At 69.8% G+C, this 22,821-nt stretch carries 19 protein-coding genes; 6 read left to right on the forward strand and 13 right to left on the reverse strand.

Annotation, left to right across the window (positions count from 1 at the left end):
* Positions 1-12: 12 nt before the first annotated feature.
* A complete protein-coding gene (locus QTN24_RS11060) occupies positions 13-1,590 on the reverse strand; it encodes a Y-family DNA polymerase (protein ID WP_124685351.1) in 1,578 nt (525 codons plus the stop codon).
* Complete coding sequence (gene imuA, locus QTN24_RS11065; RefSeq protein WP_313837040.1) at positions 1,523-2,416, reverse strand: translesion DNA synthesis-associated protein ImuA; 894 nt, start codon at positions 2,414-2,416, stop codon at positions 1,523-1,525. Before imuA ends, QTN24_RS11060 begins: the two co-directional genes overlap by 68 nt.
* Before the next feature lie 226 nt (positions 2,417-2,642).
* On the opposite strand from imuA, the gene QTN24_RS11070 reads away from it, so the two are divergent.
* Entirely contained in the window at positions 2,643-2,966 is a 324-nt protein-coding gene (locus QTN24_RS11070) for a hypothetical protein (RefSeq protein WP_253700256.1), read from the forward strand.
* A 52-nt stretch (positions 2,967-3,018) separates the two neighbouring features.
* On the opposite strand, the gene QTN24_RS11075 is transcribed toward QTN24_RS11070, so the two are convergent.
* Positions 3,019-3,516 carry a DUF1579 domain-containing protein gene (locus QTN24_RS11075; protein WP_313837042.1) on the reverse strand — a complete coding sequence of 166 codons (498 nt, stop codon included), beginning with the start codon at positions 3,514-3,516 and terminating at the stop codon, positions 3,019-3,021.
* A 231-nt stretch (positions 3,517-3,747) separates the two neighbouring features.
* On the opposite strand from QTN24_RS11075, the gene tehA reads away from it, so the two are divergent.
* The gene (gene tehA / locus QTN24_RS11080; protein ID WP_313837044.1) at positions 3,748-4,758 is read left to right on the forward strand and encodes a dicarboxylate transporter/tellurite-resistance protein TehA; all 1,011 of its coding nucleotides are present in this window, start codon (positions 3,748-3,750) and stop codon (positions 4,756-4,758) included.
* Here the strand turns inward: tehA and QTN24_RS11085 are convergent.
* From QTN24_RS11085 to dkgB, 7 genes are all read right to left on the reverse strand, one after another.
* Complete coding sequence (locus tag QTN24_RS11085; protein ID WP_313837045.1) at positions 4,727-5,095, reverse strand: DUF2880 domain-containing protein; 369 nt, start codon at positions 5,093-5,095, stop codon at positions 4,727-4,729. The genes tehA and QTN24_RS11085 overlap by 32 nt on opposite strands.
* An 84-nt stretch (positions 5,096-5,179) precedes the next feature.
* Positions 5,180-8,296, reverse strand: a complete 3,117-nt coding sequence (locus tag QTN24_RS11090; protein WP_313837047.1) for an efflux RND transporter permease subunit — start codon at positions 8,294-8,296, stop codon at positions 5,180-5,182.
* Positions 8,297-8,302: 6 nt separating this feature from the next.
* A complete protein-coding gene (locus tag QTN24_RS11095) occupies positions 8,303-9,460 on the reverse strand; it encodes an efflux RND transporter periplasmic adaptor subunit (RefSeq protein WP_313837049.1) in 1,158 nt (385 codons plus the stop codon).
* Positions 9,461-9,462: 2 nt separating this feature from the next.
* On the reverse strand, positions 9,463-10,869 hold the full coding sequence (locus QTN24_RS11100) for a TolC family protein (protein ID WP_124685359.1): 1,407 nt from the start codon (positions 10,867-10,869) through the stop codon (positions 9,463-9,465).
* A gap of 200 nt (positions 10,870-11,069) precedes the next feature.
* Positions 11,070-11,504 carry an auxiliary protein of the heavy metal cation-transporting efflux system HmyCBA gene (locus QTN24_RS11105; protein ID WP_313837051.1) on the reverse strand — a complete coding sequence of 145 codons (435 nt, stop codon included), beginning with the start codon at positions 11,502-11,504 and terminating at the stop codon, positions 11,070-11,072.
* Positions 11,505-11,748: 244 nt separating this feature from the next.
* The gene (locus QTN24_RS11110; RefSeq protein ID WP_313837053.1) at positions 11,749-12,879 is read right to left on the reverse strand and encodes an alkene reductase; all 1,131 of its coding nucleotides are present in this window, start codon (positions 12,877-12,879) and stop codon (positions 11,749-11,751) included.
* 110 nt (positions 12,880-12,989) lie between these two features.
* Positions 12,990-13,793, reverse strand: a complete 804-nt coding sequence (gene dkgB / locus QTN24_RS11115) for a 2,5-didehydrogluconate reductase DkgB (protein ID WP_313837055.1) — start codon at positions 13,791-13,793, stop codon at positions 12,990-12,992.
* A 231-nt stretch (positions 13,794-14,024) separates the two neighbouring features.
* On the opposite strand from dkgB, the gene QTN24_RS11120 reads away from it, so the two are divergent.
* Both QTN24_RS11120 and QTN24_RS11125 read left to right on the forward strand, forming a co-directional pair.
* On the forward strand, positions 14,025-14,987 hold the full coding sequence (locus QTN24_RS11120; protein ID WP_313837056.1) for a tripartite tricarboxylate transporter substrate binding protein: 963 nt from the start codon (positions 14,025-14,027) through the stop codon (positions 14,985-14,987).
* A 148-nt stretch (positions 14,988-15,135) separates the two neighbouring features.
* Positions 15,136-16,668: a class I adenylate-forming enzyme family protein gene (locus QTN24_RS11125; protein WP_313837057.1), complete on the forward strand. Its 1,533-nt coding sequence runs from the start codon at positions 15,136-15,138 to the stop codon at positions 16,666-16,668.
* A gap of 21 nt (positions 16,669-16,689) precedes the next feature.
* On the opposite strand, the gene QTN24_RS11130 is transcribed toward QTN24_RS11125, so the two are convergent.
* Positions 16,690-17,592, reverse strand: coding sequence for a LysR substrate-binding domain-containing protein (locus QTN24_RS11130; RefSeq protein ID WP_124685365.1), 903 nt, complete (start codon positions 17,590-17,592; stop codon positions 16,690-16,692).
* Between the two features lie 172 nt (positions 17,593-17,764).
* On the opposite strand from QTN24_RS11130, the gene QTN24_RS11135 reads away from it, so the two are divergent.
* Complete coding sequence (locus QTN24_RS11135; RefSeq protein WP_313837058.1) at positions 17,765-18,562, forward strand: enoyl-CoA hydratase/isomerase family protein; 798 nt, start codon at positions 17,765-17,767, stop codon at positions 18,560-18,562.
* A 307-nt stretch (positions 18,563-18,869) separates the two neighbouring features.
* Here the strand turns inward: QTN24_RS11135 and QTN24_RS11140 are convergent, their stop codons facing one another.
* Positions 18,870-19,865, reverse strand: coding sequence for a tripartite tricarboxylate transporter substrate binding protein (locus tag QTN24_RS11140; protein WP_313837059.1), 996 nt, complete (start codon positions 19,863-19,865; stop codon positions 18,870-18,872).
* Positions 19,862-21,391, reverse strand: coding sequence for a class I adenylate-forming enzyme family protein (locus tag QTN24_RS11145; protein ID WP_313837060.1), 1,530 nt, complete (start codon positions 21,389-21,391; stop codon positions 19,862-19,864). The genes QTN24_RS11140 and QTN24_RS11145 overlap by 4 nt, the downstream gene beginning before the upstream one ends.
* A gap of 254 nt (positions 21,392-21,645) precedes the next feature.
* On the opposite strand from QTN24_RS11145, the gene QTN24_RS11150 reads away from it, so the two are divergent.
* Positions 21,646-22,812, forward strand: coding sequence for a thiolase domain-containing protein (locus QTN24_RS11150; RefSeq protein ID WP_124685369.1), 1,167 nt, complete (start codon positions 21,646-21,648; stop codon positions 22,810-22,812).
* Positions 22,813-22,821: the final 9 nt, after the last annotated feature.

A 22,821-nucleotide genomic window follows, 5' to 3' on the forward strand; every position in this document is an offset into this window, starting at 1 on the left:
CGAGGGTGGTATTCAGGCGAACAGGCCGTGCAGGAACCAGCGGTAATCGCCGCCGTCTTCCTGCCCATCCCGCGTGGGGCGGCCGGGGCGTTCGCGATAGACCCAGCAGCGCAGCCCGTCGGCGCGTTCGGCGATGAAGTAGTCGCGCGTGGCCAGCCCGCCGTCCCACCATCCGGCCTCGATGCGCTCCGGCCGCGTCAGCATGACCAGCGGCCCCTGGTAGACGGGGCGGTGCTTTTCCACGCGCAGCGCCTGGGGCGATTCCAGCAGCCACAGCGGGCGTTCGGGCGGCAGCGCGCCCGGGGCCGGCGCACGCGCGGGCGCGTCGCCCAGCGGGCCCCAGCGGTTGGCGCATTCGGGCCGATGGTCGGCCAGCGGCTGCGGCTGCAGCACGTTGTCGCGGCCCAGCCGGGCCACCAGCGTATCGAGCAGCCGGCCCAGCTCGGCCGGCTCCGCGCCGGGCTCCGGGAACAGCGAATCGCTCTGCGGCAGGCACGTCTCCATCGCCTCCACCCGCAAACCCAGCCCGCTCACCGGCGCGTGAAAACGCACCTTGTCCAGCTTCTCGCGCAGCAGCTTCGACAGGTGGACCGGGTCGCGGCTCGGCTGCGCCAGTGCCAGCGGCACCGGCGTGCTGTCGGTGTCCTCGCCCAGCCGATAGCGCTCGTGTTCCAGCACCAGCACGCAGCGCGTGACGCCGGCCTGCTGCGCCGCCAGCCAGCCGGACAGCGCCAGCAGCAGCCGCTGCGCGCCGGCCAGCACGCCATCGGCCGCTTCGATGCGGCCGGGCAGCTCCATGCGCTGCGCAAAGGCCGGGGGCGCCTCGAACCAGGCAAAGCCCGATGGGGCGTGGCCATAGGCCTGGTCCAGCCGCGCCAGCAGCTCGGTGCCGATGCGGCGCGACAGCCCCGCGCGCGGCAGGCGCCGCACCTGCGCGAGCGTGCGGCAGCCGATGCCTTCGAGCCATTCCGGGTCGGTGTACGCGTGCAGGCAATCCACGGGCAGGCGGTCCAGCAGCCGCGTCATGCGCGCCGGCTGGATCGCGCGGCGGGCCGGGCGGACGATGCCCCGCGGCGTGCGGCGCACCGGCTGGCGGGCCAGCCATGCCGCGCCCTGCGCCGTGGTGCCGCTGCCCACCTGCGCAAACGTGCCCAGTTGCCGCACGCGGGCGCGCACCTGCCGGCACAGCGCGCGATGGCCGCCGAACAGCCGCAGGCTGGCCGTGACGTCGAGCATCACCGTGGCCGATTCCGGCTCGGTGTCGATCGTCACGGCCGGCGTGAAGTGCAGCAGCGTCAGCGCCACCGACGTCAGCAGGTCAGCCTCGGCCGCCAGCCCGCGTTCCAGCTGCACCACATCGGCGGACAACGCCTGCACGCCGCCGCGCCGCATGCCGTAGCACACGCCCAGCGCCATGGCCGGCCCGTTGGCCAGCACCACGCGCTCGTGCTCCACCACCGCCACCGGCAGCTTGTGCAGCGTGCCGATGCCGGGGGCGGCCGGGCCGGGCGGGCCGGCGGGCTCAGGCCAGCTCGGCTGCAGCGCGTCCAGCGGCAGGCGCGGCAGGTGCACCGCGATCCAGTACGTCATCGGCAACATGGTCGGCACCCGCCGGCGTGGCGGGCAGGACGGCGGGCATGCCCGTGCGTTGCGGCACGTGGGCCATGCCTTCCAGCGGCAAAAGCAGCGGCGTGTCCCGCACGGGGCCGCGCCGCTTGTGGAAGTCGATCGACATCAGGTTGCCCGGCTGCGGCGACAGCGCCAGCCGCAGCACGGCGGGCGACGACTCATGCAGCACCCGCAGCGGCCGGAGCACCCAGACCACGGTGTCCCCGCCCTGCGCCAGCACCTGCAGGCGCCGCAGCGCCTCGGGCCGCGCGCGGCCCAGCCAGACCAGCACCGCGCCGAATGCCTGGCTGCGCAGCATCTGCTCGGCGGCCCAGAGCATGTCCGTGCGCTGCGACGCCAGCGTTGCCGCCGGGGTCGGGCGCACCCAGTACACCTGGCGCGCGGGCAGCCGGGCCGCCGCCAGGCTGGCGGCATTGGGCAGGTAGGGTGGATTGACCAGGCCGATGCGCCGGCCGCCGGCGGCCAGCGTGCGCAGCGCCGGCATCAGCAGGCGCAGTTCGCCCGTGCCATCGTGCGCCAGCATCAGCTCTGTCACGGCGCCGGCGGGCCAGCCGCCGCCGGGCAGCTCGGCGGTCAGCGCGTCGTAGCCGGTGGGACAGACGGGCAGGCGCCCGGCGCGGCCAAGCTGGCCCGCGCGCCACAGGCCCGGATAGCGCTGCTCCAGCTCGCGCACCGATTCGCGGGGCGCGGCCGGCGGCGGGCCATCGGGCGACGGCGCGGGCGGGGTGGAAGATGGCACATGGTCCGGTGCCGCCAGCGGCAACTGTCCATGCGGGGATGCGGTCATGGTGGGGCAGTCGTCCGGCCGGGGGGCGCCGGCGCGGACATAGGAATTCGTCGAATACTGTATGTTTATACAGTATCGGGACGAGCGCAAGCGCCGGACACCGCAAGTGGCGCGTCCAGCGCTTTGGCGGCCGGATTTGCGCGCTTGCCACAGTTGCGTGCGGTGGATTGCAAACAAGTGTCAAGTGTCATTGTGAAGTGTCAGGCAGTGCGGAAAAATGCGCTGCATGAAAAGGAATACGCGCGAGTGCGTTCATCTTCTGATCGAAGGCTTGCAACGTCAGGGCCCCCTGCGCCGTGACGCGCTGGCCGACGGGTGCGGCCTGACGGCCGAGGAAACCACGCGCGCGCTGAAGGCCGCGCGGCAGATGAGCGTGATCGACCATGTGCCCTACGGCCCCGGCACCCCGCCGGCCGCCGTCTTCTACCAGTTGACCGGCCGCCAGTTGCCGCCCGCGCGCAAGAGCACGCGCGTGCCGCCCGCCCCGGACGACCGCTTCCAGCCGTTGCTGGAAGCATGGTGGAACAGCAACGAACTCGACCGCGCCTGATCCAGCCTGATTCAGGCCGCCCGGGCCACCCCCGGGCCGGCCGCTTCCTTCCCTAGCGTTCCCGCCGGTAGCGGGCCTGCATGATCTGGATCCACTCGCCGCTGTCGGTCTGCATGAACGACGTCAGCGTGCGGTGGTCGTCATCCTGGAACGCGATGACGTCACGGTACTTCGCCATCTTGCCCGGCACCACGCTGCCGTCCGGGTTGAAGGCCGGGCCATCGGCGCGCAGCGTCAGCGTCTTGCCATCGGCCTCCAGGTCGCCTTCGTAGACCCACATGTGCGTCATCATCGAGCCGACGAAGGTGCCGACAAAGTGCTTGCGGGCCGGGTCGTAGCCCAGCGTCATCACCGTCACGGCCGGGCCGCAGCCGGGAAAATCGCCCTCCGAGCGGGTCTGCACCCAGGCGTCGCCGATCTTGCTGACCTGCTCGGGAATCCGCCACTTCTCGGTGGGGCCGTCCGGGCCCATCTGTGCCTCGCCCTCGGCCATCCAGTTGCCAGCCAGCTTGTGCAGCCAGCGGTGTTCGTTGGTGGTTTCGATGTTCATGCAAACGTCTCCAGTTCGGTTGCCACGGTTGCGCCGCCATCTTGTGTACAGCGTACACAAAGCCTAGTCGACGATCCGTCCGATGTCCACATTCGATCCGGAACATGACGAAAATGTCATGCGTCAACCCGATTGAGACGAATCAGCAACAGCTTGAGCCGGTCGCGTCAACGCCGCGCGCCAAGGCTGCGTACCATCCAAGGCATCAACCGGCACTTTTGCGAGCACATCATGGGCGCCCCCACCCCATCTTCCGTTTTTCGTACCATCCCGCTGTCGTTCTTCGGCATGGCGGTCGGCACGCTGGCCCTGGCCAACGCGTGGCGCGGCGCCGTGCGCGTCTGGGCTATCCCGGCCCTGCCCGCCGTGGTGCTGGCGGGCTTCGGCCTGGCGCTCTGGACGGTGCTGATCGGCGCCTACCTGCGCAAGTGGGCCGTGGCGCCCGATGCCGCGCGCGCGGAAATGGCCGATCCGGTGCAGTCGTCGTTCGCGGCGCTGATTCCCACCTCGACGCTGCTGGCGACGCAGATCGTCCAGCCCTACGCGCCGCAGGTGGCCATGGTGATGTTCGGGGTGGCGACGGTCGGGCAGCTCGCGCTGGGCGCCGCGCTGCACGGGCGGCTCTGGCAAGGCGGGATGGAACCGGCGGCCATCACGCCGGCGGCCTACCTGCCGGCCGTGGCGCCGGGTTTTGTCGGGGCCACGGCGGCGGCCATGTTCGGCTGGCACCAGGTGGGCATGATGCTGTTCGGCGTGAGCCTGCTGTCGTGGCTGGCGATCGAGTCGATGCTGCTGAACCGCGCGGCGGTCAACGCGCCGCTGCCCGAGGCGCGGCGCGCGCTGCTGGGCATCCAGATTGCGCCGCCCGTGGTGGGCGGCACGGCGTGGATGGCGCTGACGCACGGCCAGCCAGACCTGTTCGCGTATGCGTTGCTGGGCTACGGCCTGTACCAGGCGCTGGTGATGGTGCGGCTGGCGCCGTGGATTGGCGTGCAGCGGTTCTCGCCGGGGCTCTGGGCCTTCAGCTTTGGCGTGGCGGCGCTGCCCGGCATGGCCATCCGCATGGTGGAGCGCGGCGCCGGCGGCGTCATGCCGCAACTGGCGTTCGGCCTGTTCGTAGCCGCCAATGCCATCATCGGCGTGCTGCTGTGGAAGACGGCGGCGCGGCTGCTGCGCGGCGACCTGCTGCCCGCCGCGCGCCGGCCCGACCCTACTGCGGCAGCCGGACCTTCGGCACGATGAACTGGTTGCCCGGTGCGCGCATGACGTCGCACTGGGCATCGCCCTGCCGCGCCTCGCCGGCCTGGTTCACGAACGCGATGGTGCCCACCACGCTGTAGACGTCCTCGGCCACGCGGCGCGTGTTGCTGCCCAGCCAGCGGAACCGGTCGGGATTCGGCAGCTTGGCCTTGACCGCCTGCATGCAGGCAAGCGGAGCTTCGGGCGCCTCGGGGCGGCCGCCGCGCTGGCCCAGTTCCACGTTGACCGGGGCATCGGCCGCCGGGGCGATGGCCGGCAGGACCGCGGCCGTCACGAAAGCGATAGACGCCAGCAGCAAGCGGCGTGCATGCGTTGTCATGGGTATTCACTCCAACAAAAAACGGCCGGCACGCGCGATGCATGCCGGCCGGTTGCCATTGTACTGCGGCGGTTGCCTGGGCGATTACACGGACATGTCGCGCGCCTCGGGCTTGCGGTCGTCGAACCAGCGGTAGAGCACCGGCACCATCACCAGCGTCAGCAGCGTCGACGTGATCAGCCCGCCAATCACCACCACGGCCAGCGGCCGCTGCACCTCGGAGCCCGGCCCCGACGAGAACAGGAACGGCACCAGGCCCAGCATCGCGATGGTCGCGGTCATCATCACCGGCCGGAACCGCTGCGTGGCGCCGCGCACCACGGCGTTGCGCAGCGACATGCCCTGCTCGCGCAGCGTGCGGATGTACGACACCAGCACCACGCCGTTCAACACCGCCATGCCCCACAGCGCGATAAAGCCCACCGACGCCGGCACCGACAGGTATTCACCCGTGACGAACAGCCCGATGATGCCGCCGATCGACGCGAACGGCAGCACCGTGATGATCAGCGTGGCAAAGCGCAGCGAGTTGAACAGCAGGAACAGCAGGAAGAAGATCGCCGCGATGGTGAGCGGCACGATCAGCTGCAGGTGGCCCATGGCGCGTTCCATGTTCTGGAACTGGCCACCCCACTCGTAGTAGTAGCCCTCCGGCAGCTTGACCTTGCTCTCCGTGGCCGACTGCAGCTCGGCCACGAACCCGCCCAGGTCGCGGTCCTTCACGTTGATCATCACCACCACGCGGCGCTTGGCCATCTCGCGGCTGATCTGCGCGGGGCCGTCGCTGACCTCGATCTTCGCCACGCTCTGCAGCGGCACCTGCACGCCGTCCGGCGCCTGCACCAGCAGGTTGCGGATGGCCTGCACGTTGCTGCGGAATTCCTCGGGCAGGCGCACGGCCGCCGCAAAGCGGCGCTCGCCCTCGAAGATGTCCGTGGCACGCTTGCCGCCGATGGCGATCTCGATGATGTCGTGGATGTCCGACACGTTCAGCCCGTAGCGCGCGATGGCCGCCCGGTCGATCTCGATCGACAAGTACTGCTGGCCCGAGATCCGCTCGATCCGGATGTCCTGCGAGCCCTGGATGCCGCCCGCCACGCGCGCGATCTCGCCGGCCAGGTCACGCAGCTTGTCCAGGTCGTCGCCGAAGATCTTCACGGCGATGTCCGAGCGCACGCCGCTGACCATCTCGTCCACGCGGTCCGAAATCGGCTGCGCCATCACGATCTGCACGCCGGGAATGGCCTTGAGCTTGTCGCGGATGGCGTTGGCGATGTCGTCCTGCGTCCAGCCGTCGGGCCACTCGTCGCGGTCCTTCAGGCTGGCAATCGGGGTCGACTCGTTCTGGCCTTGCGGGTCGGCCGGGCTTTCGCCGCGGCCCACGCCGGACACCACCGACTTCACGCCGGGCACTTCCAGCACCAGCTTGTTGGCCTGCTTCTCCAGCTTGATCGACTCTTCCAGCGAGATGTTCGGCACGCGATCGATGGCCGGCACGATCGAGCCTTCCTTCATCTCCGGGATGAACGACGTGCCCAGCATCGGCACGATCAGCACCGTGGCCACGAACATCCCCACCGCGCCCAGCACCGTCTTCTTGCTGTTGAGCAGCGCCCAGTGCAGCATGCGCAGGTAGTGCCGCTTCATGAACGCGATGATGCGCGTGTCATGCTCGGCGCCGCCCTTGAGCAGGTACGACGACAGCACCGGTGACAGCGTCAGCGACAGGAACAGCGAGATCGCCAGCGCGATCGAGATGGTCACGGCCAGCGGCGCGAACATCTTGCCTTCCATGCCCTGCAGCGTCATCAGTGGCAGGAACACCAGGATGATGATGCCCACGCCCACGATCACCGGCGTGGCCACCTCCTGCACGGCCTTGACCAGGATCTCCGTGCGCGTGAGCCCGCTCTTGTCGGCGTGGCCCAGCCGCTCGAACGCGTTCTCCACCACCACCACCGATCCGTCCACCATCAGGCCGATGGCGATGGCCAGCCCCCCCAGCGACATCAGGTTGGCCGACAGCCCCATGCGGTTCATCACCATGAACGTCAGCAGCGGCGTCAGCACCAGCGTGGCCAGCACGATGACCGACGAGCGCACGTCTCCCAGGAACAGGAACAGCACGATCACCACCAGCACCACGCCTTCGAGCAGCACCTTGGTGACCGTCCACAGCGCGGCGTCCACCAGTTCGCTGCGGTCGTAGTACGGCACGATCTGCAGGCCGCCGGGGATCATGCCCTTGTCGTTGATCTCGGCCACGCGGGCCTTGATCCGGCTCACCACCTCCTTGGCGTTGCCGCCGCGCATCATCATCACGATGCCGCCCACGGCCTCGGTCTGGCCGTTCTTGACCAGCGCGCCCTGGCGCACCTCGTGGCCGATGGTCACCTGCGCCACGTCGCGCAGGTACACCGGCGTGCCGTTGACCTCCTTGAGCACGATGCTGCCGATGTCCTCCACGCCCTTGGCCAGGCCCACGCCGCGGATCAGGTACTGCTCCGCGTAGTGCGGCAGCACGCCGCCGCCGGAGTTGGCGTTGTTGCGCGCCAGCGCCTGGTAGACCTGCTGGATGTTGACCTCGTAGTGGCGCATCCGCTCCGGGTTGACCAGTGCCTGGTACTGCCGCACGAAGCCGCCCTGCGAGTTGATTTCCGCCACGCCCGGGATCGATCGCAGCAGCGGCCGCACCACCCAGTCCTGCGCGATGCGGCGCTCGGCCAGCTCTTCCTGCGTCAGTTCGCGGTTGCCGTCGTCGGCGCGGTCCAGCGTGTACTGGTACACCTCGCCAAGGCCGGTCGAGACCGGGCCCAGCACCGGCGCCACGTCCTGGGGCATGCGCCCGCCCACCTCGATCAGCCGCTCCATGACCAGCTGCCGCGCGAAGTAGACGTCGGTCTTGTCGGTGAACACGAGCGTGATCAGCGACAGGCCGGCCTTGTTCAGCGAGCGCATTTCCTCCAGCCCGGGCAGGCCGGTCATCGACATTTCGATGGGCACCGTGACAAAGCGCTCCACTTCCTCGGGCGAGCGGCCGGTGGCTTCCGTGGCGATCTGCACCTGGACGTTGGTCACGTCCGGGAACGCATCGACCGACAGCTTGCCCGCCGCCCGCAGCCCGAAGAAGAACAGCACTACCGCCACCACGCACACCACCAGCCGCTGCTTGATCGCGGCTTCCACAAGCGATGTCATCATGGCGGCTTACCCCTGTTCCAGTCGCTTGCGCTCGTTGTCGAGGTGGAACGCGCCCTCCACGACCACGCGGTCGCCCGACCTGATGCCGCTCTGCACCACGCGCATGCCGTCGCTCTCCGAGCCCAGCTTCACCTTGGTCAGCCGGTACTGGCCCGGCGCGGTTTCCACGTACACCTGCTCGTCGTTGCCGTCACGCACCACGGCGGACCCCGGCACCACCAGCGTGTCCACCGGCTTGCCGGCGATCAGCATGCTGGCCAGCATGGCCGGCTTCAGGCGCCCTTCCTTGTTCTCCAGCTCGGTGCGGACCAGCACCGTGCGCGACTGCGGGTTCACGGTGCGGCCCACGTAGATCAGCTTGCCCGTGATGCGGCCGTTGCTGTTGGCCAGCGACGGCACCTCGATGTCGACGGCCTGGCCCTCGGCCACCTGCGCGGCCTGCTGCTCGGGCACTTCGGCCACCACCCAGACGCGCGACAGGTCGGCCACGGTGTACAGCGCGTCGGCCGGCTGCACCACCTGGCCCTGGGCCACGTTGCGCTCCACCACCGTGCCGTTGATGCTGGAGAACACCGGCGAATACGATTCGATGCTGCCGTTCTTGGCCAGCGTGGCAATGGCCTGGGCCGACATGCCCAGCACGCGCAGCTGGTCGCGGTAGGCGCGCATCTCGGCCGCGGCAATCGCGTACTCGCTCTGGCGGCGCTGCAGTTCGGCGCGGCCGATCACGTCGGCGTCGAACAGCTGGCGCGCGCGCTCGGCGTTGCGGGCCTGCAGCTCGTTCTGCGCCTCGGCCTTCAGGAAGGCCATCTGCGCGGCGCCCAGTTCGCTGCTGTGCAGGCGCGCCAGCACCTGGCCGGCCTTCACTTCCTGGCCCAGGATGGCGTACAGGTCGGTCACGCGGCCGGTAACGGTGGCGCCGATCCGCGACACGCGCTGTTCGTCGAAGTCGACGCGGCCGGCCACGCGCAGCATCTCGCTGAACGGGGACGTGGCCACCACGGCCACCTTGAGGGTCTTCTGGAGGTTTTCTTCGGGCTTGACCACGCCGGGCGGCAGCTTGGGCGCCTCGGCAACGGCCTCGGGCTCCTTGGAGCAGCCGGCCAGCGACAGCGCCAGCACAACGGCGGCGGCAATGGAAAGCAGGGAATGGTTGGGGCGCATGGTCAGTTCAGATTCGGGGATACAGGCATGGAGGGCGCGGGGCCGGTGGGGGCACCGGGCGTGGCCGACATGAGCTTTTCAATCTGGATGGCGGCGATCTGCATCTCGTACTGCGCGTTGATCAGCTCGGTGCGCGCATTGCGCAGCACGCGCTGCGCGTCCAGGTAGTCCAGGATGCCGCGCTCGCCAAAGCGGTAGGCGGCTTCCGCCACGCCCAGCGCCGACTCGGCCTCGCGCACGATGCCCGATTCGAGCGCCGTGACCTGGGCCTGCGTGATCTCGTACTGCTGGAACGCGGTGTCCAGCTCCTGGGTCAGTTCGAACTCGCGCGCTTCCAGCGCGGTGCGCGCCTGCGTGGCCTGCGCCGTGGCCTCGCCCACGGGGCCGCTGCGGCGGTCCCAGAGCGGAATCGTCATCACCAGGCCAATCTGCGAGACGTTGTTGTCCGGCTGGCGGTCGGTGCTGGCCCGCAGCGCCACCTCGGGCAGCCGCAGCGAGCGCTGGTAATCCACGCCCAGCCGCGCGCGTTCCAGTTCGCTGCGGCGCTGGATCAGCTCGGCGTTGTTGGCCTGCATGGTGTCGCGCAACACGGCCAGCGTGGGGATGTCGGGCGTGTTGGCCAGGCTGCCGTGCAGCCCATAGCGCATCGGCATGGCGCCGCCCACCTGCTGGCGCAGCGATGCCTTGGCCTGCTCCACGCGCAGCTCGGCGGTCTGCAGCGTCTTCTGCGCGGCCAGCAGTTCGGTATCGGCCTTGATCAGTTCGTAGCGCGGCGCCTCGCCCACGTCCACGCGCACCTTGGCGCGTTCCTGGATCTGGCGCATCAGGTTCAGGTCCTCGCGCGCGGCGGCCAGTTCGGTCTCGCGGCGCAGCACCTGGTAGTACGACGTCTTCACGCGTGCGGCCAGTTCGGCACGAAAGCTCAGCCGCTGCGCCTCGGTCGCCTCCAGCCCGCGGCCCGCCATGCGCTCGCGCAGGCTGCGCTGGTTGGGATAGTCGAATTTCTGGACCACGGCATACGACGGCGCGTTGCCGCTGGCCACGCCCGGCTGCTTGCCGGACAGGCGCCCGTACATCACTTCCACCTGCGGGTTCGGATACGCGCGCGACGTGGTGATGGCCGCGGTGGCGGCATCCACGTTCGCCTGCGCCGCTTCCACGCCCTTGTTGGTCGATTGGGCGAGTTCCAGCAGTTGGGACAATTCGAAGGTTTCGGCCGCGGGCGTGGTGGCACGCGGCATGGCCTTGGCGGCCAGGAGCTGCGTGGACGGCCGCATGGACGACGCCGGGGCGGCGTCCGGCTGGGACTTCGACGCAGCGGCGCCGGCCGGCACCGGCTGGGCGGCCCAGACCGGCGCCGCCAATAGCGACAGCGACGCGACCCAGGTCAACGTTTTCTTGGTCTTCATGTCGGAAAGGTTCTAACGGTACGGCTGCCCGGCAACCCACGCCGCACCGTGCCGCCATGCGGGCCGGGCGTCAGTTCAGGACACCGGGTGCATTGACAGGCAGGGCACGCCGCGACACACGCGGTTCGCGGACAGATCGGGGGCGCAAGGGCAAGGAAAGCGCGCCACCCGGCAGGAACGCCGGGCGGGGGCCTGGAGAATCAGGCGCGCAGGTTGGGCGGGCGGAACAGCCCTTCGGATTCAAACGTGGTGCGGGCCGTGGGCGCCAGGAACAGGTCGTCCACGGACAGGCCAGGCTTGAAGGTGGGCAGTACGAACAGCGCGCTGGTTTCGTCCACCGCGTCGAACAGGTCGAGCGGGTCGAGCAGATCGGCGGACCAGATGTTGCAGTAGCCCGGCGGCGGGCCGTCATCGGCCTCGTCGTCGGCGCCGTAGTCGGGGTCGCCCGGCAGCACGAGCTGCGACAGGTCGTCGCCGGTGGCCAGCATCGCGTAATCGGGCGTCTCGGTCGTCATGCCGGCCGCCGCCTCGATCGCGGCATCGACCTGCGCGTCCGCGCGCACGTTCGCCGCTGCCGTGAACGACAGCGCGGACAGGCACAGGGCAGTCAGCAGGAAGAGGACGAAACGTAACAAGATGGGGGCGCGATTGCAGACAATTGCGAACAATGCCGGATATGCATTGCTGCGGGACAGCATTGTAACCGAACGCAACATGGACTCGTAAAACGGCCATGAGTTCCAGCCTGCAGGCCGCCGACACGACTCTTATTCGTCACAAATTGGCCGGAAAGCGGCGCCTGGCGTGCAAAAGCTGCAAAGCGAGATAACCGGAAAAAAGCCGGCGCGCAGGCGGCCGGCTCTCTCCTTCCCCCGGCCGTCAGGCGGCCTTGGCGTCCAGCGCAGGATAGTCGGTCAGGCCACGGGCGCCGCCGCCGAACAGCGTGTCGCGGTCGTGCAGGGCCAGCGGCGCGCCGGTCCGCAGCCGCTCGGGCAGGTCCGGGTTGGCCACGAACGGCCGGCCGAACGCGATCAGGTCCGCCCAACCTTCGCGCAGCGCCGCGTCGGCCCGCTCGGCCGTGTACTTGCCGGCGTAGATCAGCGTGCCGGGGAATACCTCGCGCAGGCGCTGCTTGAACGCCAGCGGCATGTGCGGCGCATCTTCCCAGTCGGCTTCGGCAATGTGCAGGTAGCCCACGCCAAGCTCGCCCAGCAACCGGGCGGCCGCCGTGTAGGTGGTCTCGGGATCGGCATCGACGCAGCCATTGAGCGTGGTCAGCGGGGCCAGCCGGATGCCGACGCGCGTCCGGTCGCCGGTGCCCTCGATCAGCGCCTGCGCCACTTCACCCAGAAAACGCAGCCGGTTTTCCAGCGAGCCGCCATAGGCGTCCGTGCGGTGGTTGGCGCCGGAATCGATGAACTGGTTGACCAGGTAGCCGTTGGCCGCGTGCAACTCCACGCCGTCAAAGCCGGCATCCATGGCATGGCGGGCCGCCTGGCGGAACTGGTCGACGATCGCCTGGATCTCGTCCACGGCCAGCGCGCGCGGCGCCGACGCCTGCACGAAGCCCGGCGTGCCGTCCTGGCCGGCGGCAAAGACGTTCACGCCAGTGGCCTGGATGGCCGACGACGACACCGGCGACTGCCCGCCCAGCAGGCTGGTGTGGCTCAGCCGGCCCACGTGCCAGAGCTGCGCGAAGATGCGCCCGCCCGCCGCGTGCACGGCCGACGTGACCTTGCGCCAGCCGGCCACCTGCTCAGGCGTATGAATGCCCGGCGTCCACGCATAGCCCTTGCCCAGCGGGGCAATCCACGTGCCCTCGGCCACGATCAGCCCGGCGCTGGCGCGCTGGGCGTAGTACGCGGCCATCAGGTCGTTGGCCACGTCGCCGGGCTGGCTGGCGCGCGAGCGCGTCATCGGCGGCATGACGATCCGGTTGGGCAGCGTCAGGCTGCCAAGCTGGTGGGGCTGGAACAGCGGCGCGGCGGTGTCGATCGGGGAAGTACGCATCGGAAACTCCTGTTAACCATTCGGAATGGTCACAGTGTGCCCGCTGCGCTCTTGCGGATTAAGCCTTGAATCGACGAAATACCTTTGAAGCGGGATCAACAATCGCCCTTTCAGTCCCACTGCGGCGCCAGGCCGTCCGGGCTCACTTCGCGGCCATTGCGCTCCAGCGCGGCGATGGCGGCCAAGTCGGCATCGTCCAGCTTCAGGTCGCGCGCCAGCAGGTTGCTGGCCAGGTTCTCGCGCCGCGTGGACGACGGGATCACCGCGTAGCCAAGCTGCAGCGCCCAGGCCAGCGCCACCTGCGCCACCGTGGCGCGGTGTTTGTCGGCAATGCGCGCCAGCACGGGGTCCTTCAGCACCTTGCCATAGGCCAGCGTCATGTACGACGTCACGGCAATACCCTGCTCCTGCAGGAACGCCGCCAGCTTGCGGTTCTGCAGGTACGGGCTCAGTTCGATCTGGTTGGTGGCGATCTGCCCGGTGCCCACCACGTCGATGGCCTGGCGCGTCAGGTCGATATTGAAGTTGGACACGCCGATCTGGCGCGTCAGCCCCTGCGCCTTGGCGTCCGCCAGCGCAGCCATGAACTCGGGCAGCGGCACGCCGTTGCCGGGCGCCGGCCAGTGGATCAGCGTCAGGTCGACGTAGTCGGTCCGCAGCTTGTCCAGGCTCTCGCGCAGGCTGGGCACGAGCTTGTCGGCCGCGTAGTTGGCCGTCCAGATCTTGGTGGTCACGAACAGATCGCCGCGCGCCACGCCGCTTTCGGCCAGCGCCTGGCCCACGTCGGCCTCGTTGCCGTAGATCTGGGCCGTATCGACGGCGCGATAGCCAAGTTCCAGTGCCTGGCGCACCGAGTCCACGGCCGCCTGGCCGGTCAGACGGAACGTGCCGACGCCGAAGGATGGGATGCTCATGGGTCAACTCCTGTGATGGGAAAGCGGCATCTCGCCGCGGATGACCGCAGTGTGCCGGATCGGCCGTTGCGGATTAAGCCGCGTATCGACGAATCACCATTGAGCCGGAATCAACAATCGGCCGCCCCGCTGTTATCGCATCCTCGAAGGCCGCCTTCTTGAAATGCAAATTGCCTGGGGGGCGGCGCTGCCGCACAGTCTGCTCCCACAATCCTGAAAAAGGAGGAGACGATGCTGCGAATCATGCTGGCCGGCGCGGTACTGGCGCTGGCCCAAGGGACGGCGCTGGCCGACACCTATCCCGCGCGCCCCGTGCGGCTGCTGGTCGGCTACGCGCCGGGCGGCCCGGTGGACACGGCCGCGCGCATCTACGCCGACTACATGGGCCGGGTGCTCAAGCAGCCGGTGGTCGTGGACAACCGCGCCGGGGCCAGCGGCGCCATTGCCGCCGGCATGACCACCAGCGCGAAGCCCGACGGCTACACGCTCTACTTCGTGGCCAGTCCCACCATGACGATGACCCCGCTGATCCAGAAATCGGTCAGCTTCAAGCCCGCGCAGGACTTCAGCTACGTGGGGCTGATCACCGACTACACCAACGTCCTGCTGCTGAACAAGGACTTTCCGGCCAAGAACGTCGACGAACTGGTGGCCTACGCGCGCAAGCATCCGGGCGAGGTCAGCTACGGGTCGGCCGGCGTGGGCGCGTCGAACCACCTGTCGGCCGAATTGCTGGCGCAGATGACCGGCGTGAAGATGCTGCACGTGCCGTACAAGGGCAACGCGCCGGCCATGGCCGACGTGATGAGCGGCAAGGTCACGTTCATGTTCGACATCACCGGCACCGCCATCGGCCACATCCAGGGCGGCAAGGTGCGCGCGCTGGCGGTCACGTCGAAGACGCGCAACGCCGCGCTGCCGACCGTGCCGACGCTGGTGGAATCGGGGCTCAAGCAGTACGACCTGACCGGCTGGTACGGCCTGGTCGGCCCGCCGGGCATGCCGGCCGACGTGGTGGACCGGCTGGTCAAGGCCCAGCAGGCCGTGGGACAGGACCCCGCGTTCCGCACACGCATGACCGAGGTGGGCTACGACCTGAACATCACCGGCCCGGCGCCGCTGCAGGACCGCATCAAGCGCGAACTGGCGCTGTGGGGCAACGTGGTGAAGACCGCCGGCATCGAGGTGGAATAGCGCGGCGCGCGGGGCTTCCGCCGGGCCGAAGCGCCGCTTTCCCGATCACGAATTGCGGGGCCGGCAAGGCCGCCCCTACACTGCGACATGCCGGAAGGTCTCCGGCCCGGACGACCCCGAATCCCCCTTCGAAAAGGACTTGAGCGAGATGCCGCAGGACCGAGCCAGCGCCACCCGCATCAGCGACATCGCCCGCCACTGGGCCGCCCAGGCCCCGGCCAACGTGGCCGTGCTGGAAGGCGAGCGGACCGTTACGTTCGCGCAGCTCTGGCACGCCGTGGGGCTGGCGCGCGACTATCTGGCCGCGCAGGGCGTGGACACCGGCGACCGCGTGATGGTCATTGGCGAGAACTGTCTGGCCGTGATCACGCTGGTCTTTGCCCTGTCGGAAATCGGCGCCTGGCCCGTGGTGACGAACGCGCGGCTCACGGCGCGCGAGATCGAGGAAATCCGCGCCCACTGCACGCCGCGCCTGATGCTGTTCACCCACGCGGCCTCGCCCGACGCGCTGCGGCACGGCCTGCGCTACCGCGCACGCGAGATCGCCCCGGCCGGGCTCGGGCCGCTGATGGCCGCCGATGTCGATACCAGCAGCGCCCGCGAGCCGGCCGACCTGGCGCGCGACGTGGCCGCGCTGATCTACACGTCCGGCACCACCGGCCAGCCAAAGGGCGTGATGGTCACCCACCGCGGCCTGCTGCACTACGCGCGCGTCACGGCCGACACGCGCGGCATCGGCCCCGGCGACTGCGCCTACGCGGTGATGCCGATGTCCCATATCTTCGGGCTGGCCACGCTGCTGCTGGCCACGTTCCAGGGCGGTGGCAGCCTGTACCTGGTGGCGCGCTTCAACGTCAACGACGCCTGCGCCGCGCTGCAGCGCGAGGCCATCTCAATCCTGCAGGGCGTGCCGGCCATGTTCAGTCGCATCCTGGCGCACCTGCACAAGCAGGGCATTGCCACGCTGCCCACGCGGCGGCTGCGCTACCTGTACACGGGCGGCGGGCCGCTGGAGCCCACGCTCAAGCGCAACGTCGAGACCCTGTTCGGCCAGCCGCTGCACCATGGCTACGGCATGACCGAGTACGCGGGCTCGCTGTTCATCACGCGGATGGATCGCCCGCGCAGCGACTGCTCGGCAGGCGAGATTGTCGAGGGCGCGGCGCTGCGCATCGTCGGCCCGGATGGCGAGCCCGTCCCGGCCGGCACCCCCGGCGAGCTGTGGGTCAAGGGGCCGGGCGTGATGCGCGGCTACTACCGCGCGCCGGCGCAGACGGCCGAGGCGCTGCGCCCGGACGGCTGGCTCAACACCGGCGACATCGGCCGGCTTGGCCCCGACGGCGCGCTGTACATCGTCGGCCGCACGCGCGACCTGATCATCCGCTCGGGCTTCAGCGTCTATCCAATCGAGGTCGAATCGGTCATCAACGGGCACCCGTCGGTGCGGCTGTCGGCCGTGGTGGGCCGCCCGGCCGCCGACGGCAACGAGGAAGTGGTGGCGTTCGTGGAACTGCGCGACGGCGAGACGTTCGACGCGGCGGCGCTGCACGCCTACCTGGCCGAGCGACTGTCGCCGTACAAGCGCCCGGCGCGCATCGTGCGCGTGCCGACCATCCCCACCACCGCCAGCGGCAAGCTGCACAAGCACCAGTTGCGCGGCATGCTGGCGGAGCTGGCCTAGCGCAGCCGGGCGCGCGCCAACTCAGGCCGGCTCGCCGGTGCCATCCGCCACCAGCAGGTCCACCAGCTTGCGCGCGAAAACCGGCAGCGCGTCCAGGTCCGCCACGCAGATCTGCAGCTTGCGCTCGGCCCAGTCGTCCTCGATCTGCACGATGTTGAGCGCCATGGTCTGCGCATGGCGGCGCGCCGTGCTTTCCGGCAGCACGCCAATGCCGACGTTGGCCTCGATCATGCGGGCGGCCGTCTCGAAGTTGCTGACCTGGATGCGCCAGTGCAGCGTGCGCTGCAGATCGGCGGCGGCGCGCTTCAGGAAGTTGTGGATCGCGCTTTCCTCGGGCAGGCCGATGAAGTCGTAGTCCAGCGTCTCCACGAACCGCACGCGCTTGCGCTGCGCCAGCGCGTGGCTCAGCGCCGTGGCCAGCACCAGGCGGTCGCGCCGGTAAGGCATCACCTCCAGCCCTTCCATGTTCACGCCGCTGGCCGCGATGCCGATATCGACCATGCCTTCCTGCACGGCCCGCACGATGTCGGGGCTCAGCCGTTCGCGGATGTCGACGGTCACATCGGGATGGTTGACCAGGTACGTGCGCAGCACGCCGGGCAGGAATTCGCTCATGGCCGTGGTGTTGGCGAACACGCGCACGTGGCCCTTGATGCCCGACGCGTACTCCTGCAGGTCGCCGCTCAACTGCTCGATCTGGCGCAGCACGCGGCGCGCGTGGGCCAGCAGCGTCTCGCCGGCCGGCGTGACCTTCACGCCCTGGCTGCTGCGGCTCAGCAGCTTCACGCCCACCTGCTCTTCCAGGTTCTTGATGCGCGTGCTGGCCGCCGGCAGCGACAGGTGGCAACGTTCTGCACCGCGGGTCAGGCTGCTGGCTTCCGCGATATGCGTGAAGAGGTTCAGATCGACCAGATCGAAGCGCATGACGTTGTCTCCCGGGGTGGTCGGCGATTATCCCCCGAACCGCGACCCCTTCGCCATGCTCGCAACTACGGGGGGACTTCGCGGCAGGCGAATGCCGGATTCCGAACATCGGAATAGCCGCGCCGCCACGCATCGTTCAAGCTGTGCCATCGAACGCGCCCGGAGACAAGGCATGACCGAGGAACACACGCTGCTGGTGGACGTCGCGGACGGCGTGGCCACGCTGACGCTGAACCGCCCGCAGCAGAAGAACGCGCTGAACGGCCCGATCCGCGATGCGCTGCGCGAGGCCGTGCAGAACATCCGCGCCAACCGCGACGTGCGCGCCGTGGTGCTGCGCGGCGCCGGCACCGACTTCTGCGCCGGCGGCGACATCCGCGCGATGAACGTGACCGCCGCCGACGCCGGCCGCAACCGCATGGACGACCTGCACGGCTGGATCGCCCTGCTCGCCGACCTGGACCGCCCCGTGGTGGCCGCGGTGGACGGCGTGGCCTACGGCGCCGGCTTCAGCCTGGCGCTGCTGGCCGACTTCATCGTCGCCACGCCGCGCGCGCGGTTCTGCATGCCATTCATGAAGGTAGGCCTGGTGCCCGACTGCGGCGCGCTGTACACGCTGCCGCGCGTGGTCGGCATGGCCCGCGCGCGCGACCTCGTCTTCAGCGCGCGAGAGATCGGCGCCGAGGAAGCGCGCCAGATCGGCGCCGTCTTAGAGATCGTTCCCGCGGAGCGGCTGCACGCCCGCGCAGACCAGCTCGCCCGCGCCATGGCCGCCGCCTCGCCGGTGGCCTTCGCCCTGACCAAGCGCGCGCTGCACCAGTCCCTGGGCAACGACGTGCGCGGCATGCTGGAACTGGAATCGCTCGGGCAAGGCATTGCGTTCACCACCGACTACCACCACGAGGCAGTCAGGCGCTTCAAGGAAAAGGAGCCGCCGCTGTTCCGGTGGCCGGCGGCGGAAGGCGGGTAGTGGTCCTTGCTGGCTGGGCTGGGGCTCTAATTGGGACTGGGCGGCAAGCAGAGCCTCGACGCCCTCTCCCCCAACCCCTCTCCCACGCGTGGGAGAGGGGAGCGCATAGCGGCGGGCGTGCCTGCTGCTGACGGCTCAAACCCCGCCGGTTGGCTCCCTCTCCCACGCCGTGAAAAGGCAGCGCATAGCGCGCGGGCATGCCTGCTGCTGATGGCTCAAACCCCGCCAGTCTGCTCCCCTCTCCCGCCGTGCGGGAGAGGGGTCGGGGGAGAGGGCCAGCCGTCCAACCTGCGACGCCGCCCAAACCTCACCCCGCCGTGATCCCCGCGGTCTGAATCACCTTGCGCCATTTGGCGATCTCGGCATGCAGCCGATCGCGCATCTGGGCCTGGGTGCCCGCGTCGGCCTCGGCGCCGGCCTGCAGCAGGCGCTGCTTGACGGCGGGGTCCTTCATGGCGACGTTGAAGTCGGCGTTGATCTTGTCCAGCACGGCCTTGGGCGTCTGGGCTGGCGCGAACAGCGCGGCCCAGGAATACGCCTCGTAGCCGGGCAGGCCCGACTCGGCCACGGTGGGCACGTCGGGCAGCATGCCCGAGCGCTGGCGGCTGGCCACGCCCAGTACCTTGATGCGGCCCGACTTGATGTGCTGCAGCGCGGTCGGCGCATCGCTGAACATCAGTTGCACCTGGCCGCCCAGCAGGTCGTTCATGGCCGGGCCGCTGCCCTTGTACGGCACGTGCTGCAGCTTGGTGCCAGCCTCGATATTGAACAGCTCGCCCGCCAGGTGCGTGCCGCCGCCGTTGCCCGACGACCCGTAGGCCAGCGTGTGCCCCGCCTTCGCGTACGCGACCAGTTCCTTGATGTTGCTGGCCGGCACCGACGGGTGGGCCACCACGAACACCGGAAACATCGCCGCAAAGCTGACCGGGGCGAAGTCCTTCTCGATGTCGTATGGCAGCTTGCCCATCAGCGACGGGTTCACCGCATGGTGGATCGATCCCAGGAACAGCGTGTAGCCGTCCGGTGCCTCCTTCGCCGCGATGGCGGCGCCGATCGTGCCGCCGGCGCCGGCGCGGTTGTCGATGACCATCGGCTGCTTCCAGATCTCGCCGAGCTTCTGGCTGGCGATGCGCGCGGTGCTGTCCACCGGGCCGCCTGGCGGAAACGGCACGATCAGGCGCACCGGCTTGGCGGGCCAGGCATCGGCCGCCAGCGCCGCGAACGGGTGCGCCACGGCGCCGAACAGGCCGGCCGCCATCAGCCGCCGGCGCAGGGCGGAAGGCGCTTGGAAAGAGCGGGTCATGCGGGGTCTCCTTGGGTCAACATCGAGCCGGCCTGCTCCTGCAGCACGCGCTTGAGGATCTTGCCGTTGTTATTGGTGGGCAGTTCGGGCAGCGCCACGATGCGCGCGGGCCGCTTGTAAGGCGCCAGCCGCTCGCGCAGGTGGCCGTGCAGCGCGGCGGTGTCCAGCCCGGCGCCCGGGCGCAGCTCGACGAACGCGACGATTTCCTCGTTGCCGTCCCGCTCCGGGCAGCCAACCACGGCGCTGCGCTGGATGCTCGGATGCGCGTTCAGCGCCGTCTCCACCTCGGCCGGATAGACGTTGAAGCCCGAGCGGATGATCATTTCCTTGAGCCGGCCGACCACGAACAGCGCGCCGTCGGCGTGCATCTCGCCCAGGTCGCCGCTGGCGTACCAGCCCCCTTCGCGCATGACCGCCGCCGTGGCGGCCGCATCGCGGAAGTAGCCGGGCATCAGCCCCCGCCCGCGCAGCCATAGTTCGCCGCGCGTGCCCAGCGGCAGCGGCTGGCCCGTCACGCTGTCGGTGACCTGCACCTCGGCCTCGGCCACCGCATAGCCGGCGCTGGTATCGGGCCGCTGCTCGCCCAGCCGCGTCACGTGGACCGATCCGGCGTACTCGGACAGCCCGTAGCCGTGGTGCAGCGCCAGACCGAACATCGCCTCCACGCGGCGCTTCAGCGACAGGTCCAGCGGCCCGGCGCCCGTGTAGAGGTAGCGCAGCGCCGGCGCCACCGGCTGGTCGATGCCCTGCTCCTGCAGGTACGCCAGCAGCCGCGAGAACAGCGTGGGCGGACCCTGGAGCTGCGATACGCCGTGCTGGGCCAGCGCGTCGAGCAGGTCCGCCGGGTCGAACTGCGGACGCATCACAAGCTGCGCGCCGGCCAGCAACGAACTGAGCAGCACCGTGCCCAGGCCGAAGATGTGCGTCATCGGCACGAACGCATAGCTGCGGTCGGCGGGCCCCAGCGCGCGGGCGTCGCGCGTGACGCGGGCGAAGTGGATCAGCGCGTCGTGGGTCAGCATCACGCCCTTGGGCGCGCCCGTGGTGCCGGACGTGAAGATCAGCGCGGCCACCGCGTCGCGCAGCGGCTGCGGCTCGGGCGTGGCCCCGGCACGCACCGGGCCGCGCTGCATGCCCGGCAGCGCCGATGCCACCGCGCCGAAGCGGCTGGCATGGCCAGCCGCAGCGCGCGACGCCGCCGCCGTGAAATAGATCACGCGGGCATCGGCCTTGACGGCGAAGGCGTCGATCTCGGCCGGCGCCATCCGCGCGTTGACGCCGCAGGACCACGCGCCCACGCGGCTGCACGCCAGGATCAGCGCGGCGTGCTCGGGGCAGTTCTCGGCCACCACCATCACGCGGTCGCCGGGCCGCACGTCGAGCGTGCGCAGTTCGGCCTCGGCGGTGGCGGTCAGCGCGCCGAGCGCGGCAAAGTCCAGCGTGCGGCCGTCCGGCAGGTGGATGAACGGCTGGCCGGGCGCCTGGGCCAGCCAGTGGTCGAGCAGTTGATGGATCCGCGTGGTCACGCCTGCCGTCCTTTACGAATGCGATGAAGAAGTCCGCGCAGCATGAGCCGAAAGCCCGCACGCCGCCATTCGTAAATCACAAGGGGCGGCTTTGCCGGCCTGGAAGCGCGCCAGCGGGGCGCCGGGCGGCATTTTGCGATCCGGAAGGCCGGATTCGGCATTCTCGAACCACCGCGGGGCGCCGGCCCCTAGAATCGGCCAGATCGGCTTGCATACGCGGCACGGCAGCCAGGACATTGGAGGAAGACCCACGCATGACAATCCACGGCAAGGCATACATAGTCGGGGCCTACGAGCACCCGACCCGCAAGGCACCGGACAAGACCGTGCCCCAGCTTCACGCCGAGGCCGCGCGCGGCGCGCTGCAGGACGCCGGCCTGACGCTGGCCGACGTCGACGGCTACTTCTGCGCCGGCGACGCGCCCGGGCTTGGCATGGTCAACATGGTCGACTACCTGGGCCTGAACGTGCGCCACGTCGACTCCAGCGAGATGGGCGGCTCGTCGTATATCGCGCACGTGTCGCACGCCGCGCAGGCCATCGCCGCCGGCAAGTGCGACGTGGCACTGATCACGCTGGCCGGCCGGCCGCGCTCCGAGGGCTCCAGCGGCACGCAGGCGCGCAACTGGGGCGCCAACCTGCCCGACCAGCCGTTCGAGGCACCGTACAGCCCGGTGACCGTCAATCTCTACGCGATGGTGGCGCAGCGCCACATGCACGAGTTCGGCACCACGCCGGAACAGCTCGCGTGGATCAAGGTGGCCGCGTCGCACCACGCGCAGCACAACCCCAACGCGATGCTGCGCGAACTGGTGACCGTCGAGGACGTGCTGAATTCGCCGATGATCTCCGACCCGCTGCACCGGCTGGACTGCTGCGTGGTGTCTGACGGCGGCGGCGCGCTGGTCGTGGCCCGCCCGGAAATCGCCGCGAAGCTGAACCGCCCGCGCATCAAGGTGCTGGGCGCCGGCGAGCACGTAAAGGGGCTGCTGGGCGGCGAGGTGGACCTGTCGTGGTCCGCCGCGCGCGTGTCGGGCGCGGCGGCGTTCGAGGAAGCCCGCGTCAAGCCGTCGGACATCCAGTACGCGTCGATCTACGACAGCTTCACGATCACCGTGCTGATGCAGCTGGAAGACCTGGGGTTCTGCCGCAAGGGCGAAGGCGGCCGGTTCGTGATGGACGGCAACCTGATCGCCGGCGTGGGCCGGATGCCGGTCAACACCGACGGCGGCGGCCTGTGCAACAACCATCCGGCCAACCGCGGCGGCATCACCAAGGTGATCGAGGCCGTGCGCCAGCTGCGCGGCGAGGCCCATCCCGCCGTGCAGGTCAGGAACTGCCAGCTGGCGCTGGCACAGGGCACGGGCGGCTACATGGGCTCGCGCCACGGCTCCGCCACCCTGATCCTCGAACGCGAATAGCCCGGACGC

Origin of the sequence: Cupriavidus sp. SZY C1, from assembly GCF_032190535.1 — a bacterium.
GTDB classification, from domain to species: Bacteria; Pseudomonadota; Gammaproteobacteria; order Burkholderiales; family Burkholderiaceae; genus Cupriavidus; species Cupriavidus pauculus_C.